Raw genomic sequence first — 12,714 nt, 5'->3', positions numbered from 1 at the left:
GGTCGGCGGCGTCGGTTGGGGCGATCAGTACTGTTAATCCGGTGGCACCCGCTATATCGGCCATGAGCCAGAACGACGTGCCGGAGTCGCTGGAGGCGGCTGCCGAGTCGGACCGGCCTCGCGGAATTCTCACGCCCTCCGACCGTGACTTTCTGCTCGGACGAAAGACGGACTACACGGATCACTCCCGGAAGCAGAAGCGGAACCGGATCCGACGCCGCGTCCGGAACGCGATCTTAGACTTCAGCATCCTCTTCGAATGCCTGGAAGAGCGCGACCGGGAGACGGTGTTTGACCCGGACGACGAGGACCGCGAGGCGTACACGCAGGGGATCACGGACATGCTCGCGTTCCTCCACCTCGGCACGATGGGGTACCACACGCCGTTCAAGGACATGCTCTCGGAGGGCGTCGGGAAGGCGGAACAGCGGCTCGCGGGGTCGAACTACCGGATGGTCAACGTGGAGTTCAACGTCGAGCCGGTCGGCCAGATCGACGTCGACGAGGTGGTCGGGAAGCTCGAAAACGACGAGTTCGCGGAGCTCACCGACGAGGAGCTCCGCGCGTTCGTCCGCCTGCTGACCATGTCGGAGTCGTTCTCGCCGGAGGAGGCCGGCGAGGAGATCAAAGACCGCGTCGACGAGTTCGCCGAGAAGCTGACGGAGAGCGCCGCCTCCCACGAGCGCACGCTCGAAGAGCTGACGAACTAGCGGACCGGCGGGCCGAAACGGCCGAGGTCGCCGCTCCGCGCGGTAACGAATATCGATGACGCGCGGACACGCGGGCGCCGATCCCCCGCGGCGGCGGTGGCGCGGGAGTAGCGCGGAGGCGGATCGAGAACGGTCGGATAGCACGTCGTTCGGTGGAATGATTGAAGGATTGTCGCTCGTTTCTCGCTGATCATCTACTACACTGCGGCTATCGGTGTGTATCCCGTCGCATCCGAACCAAGACACGAATTGCGTTGATCATCCATACACAATACATAATCCGAGTAGAAACCGGCTCCTTGAGAAACACTTATTGTGTATAATTTCGATCCACCGTGCATGCCAGCACGTGGCATGGTACTCGGCGGGCGGAGGCAGCGTGGGTCAAGTAGTCGTCGCCGTCGCGGAGGTGTCACCTGATGAGCGGCTCCGAGTCGGGCGTGATCGCGGAGTTCCGCGAGGAGATCGACCCGATCGTCTTCGCGTTCGGCGCCCTGATAACGCTGGGCGTGATCGCCGCGTTCTTCATCAGCCCGTCGACCGTCGAGAACGGGATCTCGTCGCTCAACGACCAGCTGCTCGGCGCGTTCAACTGGGCGCTGCTGTTGATCGTCTTCCTGATCGTGCTGTTCCTCCTGTTCCTGATCGTGGGGCCGTGGGGCGGGATCAAGCTCGGCGACGAGCCGCCTGAGTACAGCTTCCTCTCCTTCTTCGCGATGCTGTATTCCGCCGGTTTCGCGGCCGGCGTCGTGTTCTGGGGGCCGACCGAGGCGCTGTTCTACTACGACAACCCGTCGCCGCTGTTCAGCGGCGTCGAAGGGGGAACGGCCGAGGCGATGACGGTCGCCGTCCAGCAGACGCTGTTCCACTGGGCGCTGCCGCAGCTCGCGGTGTTCACGATCATGGGGATCGCAATCGGCTACTTCGCGTACAACTACGAGGACGTTCCGCTGCGCGTCTCCTCGGCGCTCACGCCGATCCTCGGCGCCGACAACCTCGACGGTCCGGCCGCGAAGGTCGTCGACATCCTCGCCGTCTTCGCGACGATCGGCGGCGTCGCCACGTCGCTCGGGTTCATCGGGAGCCAGTTCGTCACCGGCCTCGACTACCAGTGGGGGATCAACATGGGCGATCTGGGGATCCTGCTCGTCGTCACCATGATGACCCTGCTGTTCACGACCTCGATGGTGCTCGGGGTCGACAAGGGGATCCGGCGGCTGTCGAACTTCAACATGATCCTGTTCGTCGCGCTCATGCTCGTGACGTTCGTCGTGGGCCCGACGCTGTTCCTCGTGCTGCTCGGCACGCAGGCGTTCGGCGGGATGATAACCGAGTTCGTCTCGATGAGCCTCTTCACCGGCGCCGGGCCGATGGGCGGCGGCGACGCCAGCGCGACCGGCTGGATGAACGCGTGGACGGTGTTCTACTGGGCGTGGGCGCTCTCGTGGTCGCCGTTCGCGGGGCTGTTCATCGCCCGGATCTCCAAGGGGCGGACCGTCCGCGAGGTGGCGTTCACGGGGATCGTCGCGACCTCCGGCGCCACCATCCCGTGGTTCACCTTCGTCGGCGGCACCGCGGTCTGGGCGCAGCACAACGGCATCGCCGACTTCGGCGCGGTGATGTCGGGCGAAGCCGGAGCGGAGGTGTCCGGATTCATCCTCTTCGAGGCGCTGAACTTCACGCTGAACCTCGGTGGGGCGTCCGTCAGCCTCCCGGTCGGGTCGGTGTTGATCTACGCGTTCATGATCCTCGTGACGACGTTCTTCGTCACGTCGGCGGACTCCTCGACGCTCGCCGTCTCGATGATGACCACCGGCGGGAAGGCGAAGCCGTCGAACATCAATCGGGTCTTCTGGGGCGTCGTCCTCGGGATGACCGCGGCGATCCTGATGATCCTGGGCGGCAGCGGCAGCGCGAACACGCTCCAGCAGGCGGCGATCATCACCGGCACGCCGTTCGCCTTCGTCTGCTTCCTCGCGATGGTGGCGCTGATCAGGGACTTCGGCAAGCACTACGACCAGGTGCTCTTACAGGACGAGACGGTGCTGTACGGCCGGAGCGACGAGGCGGACTCGCGGTCCGGACAGGCCGCCGGCTCGGACGACGACTGACGGGCTCGCGTTCCCGGGGCGAACCGATTTATAACAAGTTTTAATGTACGTTGTACACATTATCCGTGTATGGATAGGGACACGGCGGAACCCACCGCGGACGCACTCCCCGGCCCGAACGCGCGGCGTTGGGTCGAATTCCACCAGGAGAACGCCGCACCCAGCGAGTACTCCCACGAGTTCGTCTGGGACGTGACCCGCGAGGCGGACGGTCCCTTCGTCACGGACGTCGACGGCAACGTCCTCCTCGATTTCACCTGTCACATCGGCGCCGCGCCGCTCGGGTACAACAACGAGAAGGTGCTCTCGAAGCTCCGGGAGTTCGACCTCGTCGAGCCGATGAAGATCGCCGGCCAAGACATGTACTTCGGCTCGGGGGCGACGCCGGAGGACGCCTCGTTCCCCGGATCGAGCCACCTCATGGAGAAGCTGACCGAGGTGTCCGGCCACTACGGGATGGACACCGTGTTCCTCTCGAACTCGGGCGCGGAGGCGATGGAGAACGCGATGAAGATCACGCACGACCACCGCGCGCCGGCGAAGTACGGCGTGGCGTTCGAGGGGAGCTTCCACGGCCGCACGCTCGGGACCCTCTCGCTGACGAAGTCGAAGGACGTGTACACCCGCCACTACCCCGAGATCAGCGGCATCGAGACAGTGCCGTTCTGCGCGGACCGCGGCTGCGACGCCGCGAGCTGCGACTGCGGCTTCTTCGCGGGCGGCGGCTCGCGGCTCCGGAACATGCTCGCGCCCGAGGGCGGCCACGTCGACCCCGACGAGATCGCCTTCCTGACGCTGGAGCCGGTCCAGGGCGTCGGCGGCTACCGCTTCCCGAGCGAGGCGTTCATGGAGGAGGTCGCGGCCGTCACCGAGGAGTACGACATCCCGCTCGTCGTCGACGAGATCCAGTCGGGCGTCGGCCGCACCGGCGAGATGTGGGCGGCGGACCACTACGCCATCGAGCCGGACGTGATCGCGAGCGCGAAGGCGCTTCGCGTCGGCGCGACGATCTCCCGGTCGGACGTGTTCCCCTCGGAGAAGAACCGGCTCGGCTCGACGTTCGGCGGCGGCGACGTCCTCGGCTCGATGATGGGGACGTTCACGCTGGAGGCGATCCAGGAGCACGACCTGCTGGCCAACGCGACCCGTCGCGGGCGGCAGGCGCGGGAGCTCCTCCGCGACGACGCGCCCGACACCGTCGTCGACGTCCGCGGCAAGGGGCTGATGCTCGCGGTGGAGTTTGACACGCCCGAGCGCCGCTCCGCGGCCGTGGAGGCCGCCCTCGACCGCGGGCTCCTGACGCTCGGCTGCGGGAAGAAGACGATCCGGCTGCTCCCGCCGCTCGACGCGACCGAACGCGAGATCGCGCTCGGCACCGGGATCTTCCTCGACGCGATCGACGCCGTCAGCGCGAGCGCGCCGGCGAACTGAACGGCCGGGGGCGGGCGTTCGCTCGCCGGTTTCGACGGTCGACGCCGTCCCGTTTTCGAGACGACGCAGTCCTTTTCCGACGACGACGCGGTCCGTTTTCGAACGACGACTCAGCCGTCGTCTCGCACCGATCGCTCGACCACGGAGACCCCGTCGAGCGCCGAGACCGCCGTCAACACCGCGTCGAGGTGATCGGGGCCGCGCCCTTCGATCCCGATCGTCACCGGCGTGCGGTTTGGGTGATCGGCCGCCGTGCGGCGCGCGCGCTCGAGGGCGTCGAGTTCGGCGCCTTCGGCGGTCACCGCCTCCACGACCTCGCCGACTCGCGCCGGCCACGACGCGAGCGCGAGCCGCGCCTCGGCGTAGCGCCCGAGCTCGAACAGTCCGGTGCGCGCGAGCTCGGCGTGATCGGTGAGGTTCGCGTTGCCGCCCGAGACGACGACGGCCGGGTTGGCGTCGGCGAGGTCCAGCCGGTCCGAGAGGGCGGCGGCGAGCGGCGCGGCGCCGGCGCCCTCGGCGACCGTCTTCTGGCGTTCGGCCAGCAGCGTCACGGCCGCGGCGATCTCGCGATCGGAGACGGTCACCACGTCGTCGACGACCTCGCTCGCGATCGCGAACGTGGTCTCCAGCATGCGCGTGTCGGCGATCCCCTCGGCGACCGTGTCCACGCCGTCGAGCGGTCGGAGCTCACCGGCCTCCAGCGACGGTCCGGCGTGGGCCGCCCCCTCGGGCTGAACGCCGACGACACGGACCTCCCGGTCCGCGGCCGCCGTCGCCGTCCCGATACCGGAGATGAGCCCGCCGCCGCCGATCGAGACGAGCACGGTGTCCATCGCGGGGTACTGCGCCAGCAGTTCGAGCCCGACCGTCCCCTGTCCGGCGACGACGGCCGCGTCGTCGAAGGGGTGGACGAACGTCTCGCCGGTCTCTTCGGCGCGCTCCAGGGCGTGTTCGTAGGAGCGCTCGTAGATGTCGCCCTCGACGAGCACGGTCGCCCCGTACTCCCGCGTCGCCGCGATCTTCGCCGCCGGGGTCACCTCGGGGACGACGATCGTCGTGTCGATCCCGAGCAGGTCGCCCGCGAGGGCCACGCCCTGCGCGTGGTTGCCCGCGCTGGCGGCGATCACCCCGGTCTCGCGCTCGGCCGGCGAGAGCTGCGCCATCGCGTTGTAGGCCCCGCGGATCTTGAACGAGCCGGTCCGCTGGAGCTGTTCGAGCTTGAGCCCAAGCGACGCGGCCCCGCTCATGTCGGCGAAGGTCCGCGAGGTGTCGAGCGGCGTCCGGTGGACGACGTTCGCGAGCCGGCGGCGGGCGGCCTCGATGTCGTCGACCGTGAGGGCCGGACCCCGTTCGGCCTCGTCACTCGCGGAATCCCCGTCAGTCATCGGCGCTCTGGCGGTCGGCCGCCGGGTCCTCCACCTGCGGAACGGGATGTCTCCGTTCGAGGTCGCGGACCGCGCCCACGAGCACGTCCACGCCGTGCCGGAGGCTCCGCTCGTCCACGTCGAACGTCGGGGTGTGGTGGCTCGTCGGGTGGTCCGTGCCGACGATGAGGTACGTCGCCAGGCCGCCGTCCCCCTGGACGCGCTCCATCAGGAACGTCGCGTCCTCGCTCGCGCCGAAGTCCGCCGCCGGGAGCACGGCGTCGATCCCGTCGACCCCCTCGGCGACGTTGCTCACCAGCGCCTGGAGCTCCGGGTCGCTGTCCGCGCGCGGCGACTCGCTCACCAGGTCGACGGTCGCGCGGCAGCCGTGCATCGTCGCGGCGCCGCGCATGACGCGCTCGAACTCGCGTTTCATGAACTCCATCAGCTCGGTCGTCTCGCCGCGCACCTCGGCCTCCATGCGCGCGCGCTCGGCGATGACGTTGCTCGCGGTGCCGGCCTCGGCCTTCCCGACGTTGACCCGGGTCATCCCGTCGGCGTGGCGGGCGATCCCGTAGGCGTTCACGATCGCCGTCCCCATCGCCTGCATCGCGTTGTCGCCCTCGTTCGGGGCCTTGCCGGCGTGCGCCGACGTGCCCTCGATCGTCGCGTCGAGGTGCGCCATCGCCAGCGGCTTCTCGATCCCGGCGACGACCTCGCCGGTCGGGTGATCTAAGCCGACGTGGACCGCGAGCAGGTAGTCGAGGTCGTCCGCGAAGCGGCTCTCGGCCATCGGCCGGCCGCCGCCGCCGGTCTCCTCGGCGGGCTGGAAGAAGACGACCAGCCGCCCGCCGAAGTCGCTCTCGGCGATCGCCTCGAGGACCGCCAGCCCCCACGTCATGTGGGCGTCGTGGCCGCAGGCGTGCATCGTCCCGTCGATCTCCGAGCGGAACCCCTCGTCGACGGGGTCGTGGTCGGGGTCGGTCGACTCCTCGATGAACAGGCCGTCGATGTCGACGCGGAGCCCGATCGCGGGGCCGTCGCCGCGGTCGAGCACCGCGACGGCGCCGGTGTTGCCGCCGGCCATGCGGTCGAGCAGCTCCTCGTCCGCGCCGTGCTCGCGGGCGCGGTCGATCCACGGCCCAAGCTCCGTCTCCGGGACGGCCATGCGGTCGGCCGGGTCGTACGCGTCCGGTCCGACCGCGAGCTCGTCGACGCCGATCGACCGGATCTCCTCGACGAGCGTCGCCGTCGTGAGGAACTCGCGCCACGCGGGCTCCGGGTGGCGGTGGAATCGTCGGCGGACGCTGGCGAGCCGATCGCGGATCGGTTCGTTCATGCGAGTGGCTCTCTCACTCGACCGTCTTAACAGTAGCCCATTGTACACGATTGTCGTGTACGTGAGATACACAAAAGGATAAGGCACCCCCCTCGCATTGATCGGCCAACGCGTCGTCTCGACGCGCGCACACCCATGACACAACAGCCCGCAGACTCCGACGGACAGCAGCCGGCCGATCCCGACGTGGTCGTGTTGCGAGAGGGGACCGAAGGCCTGTCGATGGCGTCGTACGCGGACGCGCTCCGCGAGCGGCTCCCGGACCGGACGGTCGCGCTCGCCCGGACGCCCGCGGAGGAGCGCGAGCTCGTGCCGAGGGCCCGCGCGGTGACCGGTATCACGCTCGACGCCGACCTGCTCGACCGCGCCGACCGGCTGGAGCTGTTCGCCTGTACCTTCGCCGGCACCGACCACGTCCCGACCGACGCGCTCCGGGAGCACGGCGTGGCCGTGACGAACGCGGGCGGGATCCACGCGCCGGGCATCGCCGAGCAGACGATCGCCAACATGCTCGTGTTCGCGCGGAACCTCCACGAGGGGTTCCGCCGGAAGGCGAACGGCGAGTGGCGCCACTTCCAGTCGCGCGAGTTCACCGACAGCACGGTGACGGTCGTGGGGCTCGGGTCGATCGGGCAGGCGGTCGTCCAGCGGCTCGCCGGCTTCGAGGTCGAGACGATCGGGATCCGCTACACGCCGGAGAAGGGCGGGCCGACCGACGAGGTGCTGGGCTTCGACGACGACGACGTCCACGAGGCGTTCGCCCGGAGCGACTACGTCGTGCTCGCGTGCCCGCTCAACGACCTGACTCGCGGGTTGGTCGGGGAGGCGGAGCTGGCGACGCTCCCGCCGAACGCGGTCGTCGTCAACGCGGCCCGCGGCGGGCTCGTCGACACCGACGCGCTCGTCGCCGCGCTCCAGACCGAGGGGATCCGCGGTGCCGCCCTCGACGTGACCGACCCCGAGCCGCTCCCGTCGGACCACGTCCTCTGGGACCTGGAGAACTGCCTCATCACCCCGCACACCGGCGGTCACACGCCCAAACACTGGGACCGGCTGGCCGACATCGTCGCGGACAACGTCGCGGCGCTCGACGCGGGCGAGGAGCTGGAGAACGCGGTCGTCACGCCGGACGACGACTGATCGGACCGCCGGGTTCGAACGACTGATCAGACGGTTGCCGTCGTCGGCCCGACGCGGCGCTCAGGGCCAGAGCCCGCGCGCGCCCTTCGCCTCGGCGATCCGAGACAGCGCGACGACGTAGGCGGCGTCCCGCCACGTCAGGTCGCTGTCGACGACCTCGTCGCGCACGTTCTCCCACGCCTCCAGCATCTGCTCTTCGAGCTCCTCGTTGACGCGTTCGAGCGACCACGTCCGCCGGTTGATGTCTTGGAGCCACTCGAAGTACGAGACGGTGACGCCGCCCGCGTTCGCGAGGATGTCCGGGATCACCGCCACGCCGCGCTCTTCTAAGATCTCGTCGGCGGCGAACGTCGTCGGCCCGTTTGCGCCCTCGACGACGATGTCCGCGGCGATGTCATCGGCGTTGTCCGCGGTGATCACGTTGCCGACGGCCGCGGGGATCAGCACGTCGACGTCGAGTTCGAGGACCTCCTCGTTCGACAGCGTCGCCGGGGCCTCGTGGGAGAGCACCGCCTCGGGCTCCTCCTCGTGCGTGGGAACGTCCCGGGTGTCGAGCCCGTCGGGGTCGTAGATCGCGCCGTTCACGTCGCTGACGGCGACGACGGTCGCGCCCCAGTCGTCGAGCAGTCGGGCCGCGTTGGCGCCGACGGACCCGAACCCCTGGACCGCGACGGTCGTCTCCGCGAGGTCGCGGTCGTAGTGGTCGACCGCCTCCCGCGCGGCGATCGCCGTCGACCGTCCCGGCGCCGCCTCGCGGCCGTACGACCCGCCGATGACGGGGGGTTTCCCGGTGACGACGCCGGGGATCGTCTCGCCCTGTTGCATCGAGTAGGCGTCCATGAACCACGCCATCGTCTGGGCGTCGGTCCCCATGTCCGGCGCGGGCACGTCCTTCGTCGGCCCGACCACGTCGCGCAGCTCCTCGGCGAAGCGCCGGGTGAGTCGCTCGTGCTCGTCCTCGCTCAGCGACTTGGGATCGACCGCGATCCCACCCTTTCCGCCGCCGAACGGGAGGTCCATCACGGCGCACTTCCAGGTCATCCACATCGAGAGCCCGGTGCACTCGGCGGCGGAGACCTCCGGGTGGTAGCGGAGCCCGCCCTTGTACGGGCCGCGGACGTCGTCGTGCTGGGCCCGGTAGCCGGTGAACACGTCGACGGTGCCGTCGTCGCGTTCGAGCGGGACAGAGACCTGCTGGACCCGCGTGGGGTGTTTGAGGCGCTCCACGATCGCCGGGTCGACGTCGACGTTGGTCGCCGCGCGCTCGAGCTGTTTGCGCGCGGTGGCGAGCGTTGATTCGGACGTTTCGTCGGTCGCCGCGGTGGTCGCTTCGTCGGGCGTTTCGTCTGTCGCTTCGTCGTCGGCGGTGGGTGTTGTGCTCATAGTGGGTGTCGGCCGTAGTGTGGTGGTGGTCGGCGCAGCGGTGGTACGGCGGTGGTACGGCGGTGGTCAGCGCAGCAGTGGTCAGCGTCGTGGCCGCACAGTCGGCGCGGGGCTGGTACCCCCGACGCCGACGGTCAGGCCGTGAACAGCTCGCGGGGGAACTCGGCGAGCGTCTCCGCGCCGGTCGACGTGACGCGGAACGTCTCGCTGATCTCCATGCCGATCTCGTCGGTCCAGATGCCGGGGATCATGTGGAACGTCATGTCCTCCTCGAGGACGGTCTCGTCGCCCGGGCGGATGCTCGCGGTGTGCTCTCCCCAGTCCGGCGGGTAGCCGAGCCCCATCGAGTAGCCGATGCGGTCCTCCTTCTCGAGCCCGTACTGCTCGATGGTGGTCCGCCACGCCTTCTCGACGGTCTCGCATTTCACGCCGGGCGCCGCGGCGTCCAGCGCCGCCTCCAACCCCTCGACGACGATGTCGGCGGTCTCCTGCAGTTCGGCCGGCGGGTCGCCCACGAAGGTGGTCCGGGCCAGCGGCGAGTGGTAGCGGTGCCGGCAGCCGGAGAGCTCGATGATCACCGGGTCGCCGTCCTCGAACTCCCGATCCGTCCACGTGAGGTGAGGGGTGCCGGTGTGATCGCCCGACGGCATCAGGGGGACGATCGCCGGGTAGTCGCCGCCGAACTCGTCGGTCCCGTCGATCAGCTGCTGGTAGATGGCGCCGGCGACCTCGTACTCCGGAACGCCCTCGCCGACGGCGTCGAGGCCGGCCCGCATCGCGTTCTCGGAGATGCGCGCGGCCTGCCGCATGTACTCCAGCTCCTGGTCCGACTTCTTGATCCGGAGCCAGCCGACGAGCAGGGTCGCGTCCTCGAACTCGGCGTCCGGGAGGTTCCCCTGCAGGCGCGTGTACGACTTCGCGGTGAAGTAGGCGGCGTCCATCTCCAGCCCGATGCGCCCGTCCGCGACGCCCAGCTCGTCGAGGACCCCCGCGACGTAGTCCATCGGGTGGAGGTCGTGCGGCGAGTGGACGTGGTCGTCGCTGTACGCGCGGATGCTGTCGTCGGAGAGGTGCGTCGTCGCCCGCGCGCCGTCGCCGTCCATGTCGCGCCCGATCCACACCGGCTCGTCGCGGTCGGGCGTGACCACGACCGCCTGGTGGACGTAGAAGGACCAGCCGTCGTAGCCGGTCAGGTAGTTCATGTTCGCCGGGTCGGCGACCACGATCGCGTCGAGGTCGCGCTCGCGCAGCCGCTCCCGCGTCCGGGCCACCCGGCGCTCGTACTCGGACTCGTCGAAGATGTGTTCCCGTGGCATGACAACAGGTGTCTACGAAGGCGATTATCCAGCAGCAGTATAAATTTATCGTGTATATTGAAAACACATACTGTGTACAGTTTGGCCTCTTCGGCCGGGATTTTTGTACCGCCCCCGCGGACACTCGCACATGCTACACAGTACCGGACCGTTGCTGTCGATCGACGTGGGCGAGCGGACGACGACGGAAACCGACATCACGGAGGTTCAGGAGCGGTATATCGGCGGGCGCGGCGTGGCGACCCGGCTCGCCCACGAGCGGATCCCGTTCGACGCGGACCCGCTCGGTCCCGAGAACCGCGCGGTGTTCACCACCGGACCGATGCAGGCCTCCCAGATGAGCTTCACGGGCCGGACGAACTGCACCGCGGTGTCGCCGCTGACGGACGGGCTCCTCTCGTCGAACGCGGGCGGGTTCGTCTCCCGGCACCTCGCGGCGACGGGGTACGGGGCGATCGAACTGGCCGGCGCGAGCGACGAGCTGGTGGTCGTCCACGTGCGCGACGACGGCGTCGAGTTCGAGGCCGTGCCGGAGCTCGCCGGCGCGACCGTCTCGGAGACGACCGGCTACCTGGAGGCCGAACGCGACATCTCCAGCGACCGGACGGCCGTGATCGGCCCGGCGGGCGAGAACGAGGTCCGGTTCGCGTCGGTGATGACGACCGAGGAGCGCGCGTTCGGCCGCGGGGGGCTGGGCGCGGTCCTCGGCTCGAAGAACGTCAAGGCCGTCACGTTCGGCGGCGACTCGGCGCCCGAGATCGAGATCCCGGCGACCGCGGGCGAGATCCACCGCGAGGCCGCCACCGAGGACCACATCATGAAAGAGCAGGGGACGGTGGCCGTGATGGACCTGGCCAACGAGATGGACGGGCTCCCGTCGTACTACTTCTCCGAGCGCTCCTTCGCGGGCGTCGACGGGATCAACGGCGACGCCGTCGCGGAGAAGAAGTACAAGAAGGGGACCTGTTCGGCCTGCGCGTTCGCCTGCAAGCTCCCGACCCGCGACGAGGCCCGCGGCGTCGAGACCGAGGGGCCGGAGTTCGAGGTGGCGATGGCGTTCGGTTCGAACTCGGGGATCGACGACATCGTCGACGTGATGGAGTCGAACCGGCTGTGCGACGAGTACGGGCTCGACGCCATCTCCGCGGGCAACACGATCGCCGCGTACCTCGCCGCCGAAGGCGAGTTCGGCAACCGCGAGCTCGTCTGGGACCTCGTCGAGAAGACCGCCCACCGCGACGGCGTGGGCGATCAGCTCGCGGAGGGGATCGGCCGGATCCACGACGAGCTCGGCGTCGGCAACTGGTCGGTGAAGAACATGGACTTCGCGGCCCACGAGGGGCGGCTGCTCCACGGGCAGGCGCTCTCGTACGCGGTCGCGAACCGCGGCGCCGACCACATGTACGCGACGTTCTACTCGGTCGAGTACCCCCTCGTCGAGGAGGACGAGGCGATGGAGCCCGCAGGGTTCGAGGGGAAGGCCGAGCGGCTCGTCCGGCGCGAGAACCTGATGGCGCTCAACGACAGCGGCGTCGTCTGTAAGTTCTCGCGGGACTTCATGACCCCCGAGCGCTACGAGCTGCTCTTCGACGCCGACTTCGAGGAGCTGCTCGCGGCGGGCGCGCGGACCGTGACCTTGGAGCGCCACTTCAACAACCGGCGCGGGATCGACGGCGACGACGATCGGCTCCCGTACGAGGACGAGCTCCCCGGACTCAACGACGCCATCGACTCGTACTACGAACTCCGCGGGTGGAACGACGACGGGACGGTGCCCGACGCGGCGCTGCCGGCGTAGGGACCGTCCGCGCTGCCCGACTACGGCACACCGGACCCCGTTGCGTCCTCGTCGGCCTCGCCTCCGACGGAGCGTGTGCGGTGAGACGGAGGAGAGAGTACCGAATCGTCTCCGCCGTCGAC

9 protein-coding genes are annotated in these 12,714 nt (G+C 69.3%); 5 read left to right on the top strand and 4 right to left on the bottom strand.

Annotated features, from left to right (window positions below):
- The first annotated feature begins 62 nt into the window (after positions 1-62).
- From JIN95_RS06745 to JIN95_RS06735, 3 genes are all read left to right on the top strand, one after another.
- Positions 63-710 (top strand): hypothetical protein, encoded by a 648-nt coding sequence (locus JIN95_RS06745; RefSeq protein WP_095636950.1) that lies wholly within the window; start codon positions 63-65, stop codon positions 708-710.
- Between the two features lie 419 nt (positions 711-1,129).
- Positions 1,130-2,821 carry a BCCT family transporter gene (locus JIN95_RS06740; protein WP_198951538.1) on the top strand — a complete coding sequence of 564 codons (1,692 nt, stop codon included), beginning with the start codon at positions 1,130-1,132 and terminating at the stop codon, positions 2,819-2,821.
- 69 nt (positions 2,822-2,890) lie between these two features.
- Positions 2,891-4,252, top strand: a complete 1,362-nt coding sequence (locus JIN95_RS06735; RefSeq protein WP_095636951.1) for an aminotransferase class III-fold pyridoxal phosphate-dependent enzyme — start codon at positions 2,891-2,893, stop codon at positions 4,250-4,252.
- Between the two features lie 110 nt (positions 4,253-4,362).
- Here JIN95_RS06735 and ilvA read toward each other — a convergent pair whose 3' ends face one another.
- A complete protein-coding gene (gene ilvA / locus JIN95_RS06730) occupies positions 4,363-5,637 on the bottom strand; it encodes a threonine ammonia-lyase (protein WP_200530915.1) in 1,275 nt (424 codons plus the stop codon).
- Positions 5,630-6,955, bottom strand: a complete 1,326-nt coding sequence (locus JIN95_RS06725; RefSeq protein WP_095636953.1) for an amidohydrolase — start codon at positions 6,953-6,955, stop codon at positions 5,630-5,632. The genes ilvA and JIN95_RS06725 overlap by 8 nt, the downstream gene beginning before the upstream one ends.
- A gap of 135 nt (positions 6,956-7,090) precedes the next feature.
- On the opposite strand from JIN95_RS06725, the gene JIN95_RS06720 reads away from it, so the two are divergent.
- Positions 7,091-8,095, top strand: coding sequence for a D-2-hydroxyacid dehydrogenase (locus JIN95_RS06720; protein WP_095636954.1), 1,005 nt, complete (start codon positions 7,091-7,093; stop codon positions 8,093-8,095).
- A gap of 60 nt (positions 8,096-8,155) precedes the next feature.
- Here JIN95_RS06720 and gdhB read toward each other — a convergent pair whose 3' ends face one another.
- Positions 8,156-9,478 carry a glutamate dehydrogenase GdhB gene (gdhB, locus tag JIN95_RS06715; protein ID WP_200530914.1) on the bottom strand — a complete coding sequence of 441 codons (1,323 nt, stop codon included), beginning with the start codon at positions 9,476-9,478 and terminating at the stop codon, positions 8,156-8,158.
- Between the two features lie 134 nt (positions 9,479-9,612).
- Entirely contained in the window at positions 9,613-10,794 is a 1,182-nt protein-coding gene (locus tag JIN95_RS06710; RefSeq protein ID WP_200530913.1) for a M24 family metallopeptidase, read from the bottom strand.
- A 130-nt stretch (positions 10,795-10,924) separates the two neighbouring features.
- Between JIN95_RS06710 and JIN95_RS06705 the strand changes: the two genes are divergently transcribed.
- Positions 10,925-12,592 carry an aldehyde ferredoxin oxidoreductase C-terminal domain-containing protein gene (locus tag JIN95_RS06705; protein ID WP_200530910.1) on the top strand — a complete coding sequence of 556 codons (1,668 nt, stop codon included), beginning with the start codon at positions 10,925-10,927 and terminating at the stop codon, positions 12,590-12,592.
- Positions 12,593-12,714: the final 122 nt, after the last annotated feature.

Origin of the sequence: Halorubrum sp. LN27 (assembly GCF_016635065.1) — an archaeon.
Classification (GTDB): domain Archaea; phylum Halobacteriota; class Halobacteria; order Halobacteriales; family Haloferacaceae; genus Halorubrum; species Halorubrum salipaludis.
The sequence above is the reverse complement of the archived record's forward strand: the minus strand, read 5'-3'. Positions and strand labels throughout refer to the sequence as shown.

Excerpts from the sequence above, each read along its gene's own strand:
- JIN95_RS06745 (WP_095636950.1), top strand. The coding sequence starts at position 63 with ATGAGCCAGAACGACGTGCCGGAGTCGCTGGAGGCGGCTGCCGAGTCG.
- JIN95_RS06740 (WP_198951538.1), top strand. The coding sequence starts at position 1,130 with ATGAGCGGCTCCGAGTCGGGCGTGATCGCGGAGTTCCGCGAGGAGATC.
- JIN95_RS06735 (WP_095636951.1), top strand. The coding sequence starts at position 2,891 with ATGGATAGGGACACGGCGGAACCCACCGCGGACGCACTCCCCGGCCCG.
- ilvA (WP_200530915.1), bottom strand. The coding sequence starts at position 5,637 with ATGACTGACGGGGATTCCGCGAGTGACGAGGCCGAACGGGGTCCGGCC.
- JIN95_RS06725 (WP_095636953.1), bottom strand. The coding sequence starts at position 6,955 with ATGAACGAACCGATCCGCGATCGGCTCGCCAGCGTCCGCCGACGATTC.
- JIN95_RS06720 (WP_095636954.1), top strand. The coding sequence starts at position 7,091 with ATGACACAACAGCCCGCAGACTCCGACGGACAGCAGCCGGCCGATCCC.
- gdhB (WP_200530914.1), bottom strand. The coding sequence starts at position 9,478 with ATGAGCACAACACCCACCGCCGACGACGAAGCGACAGACGAAACGCCC.
- JIN95_RS06710 (WP_200530913.1), bottom strand. The coding sequence starts at position 10,794 with ATGCCACGGGAACACATCTTCGACGAGTCCGAGTACGAGCGCCGGGTG.
- JIN95_RS06705 (WP_200530910.1), top strand. The coding sequence starts at position 10,925 with ATGCTACACAGTACCGGACCGTTGCTGTCGATCGACGTGGGCGAGCGG.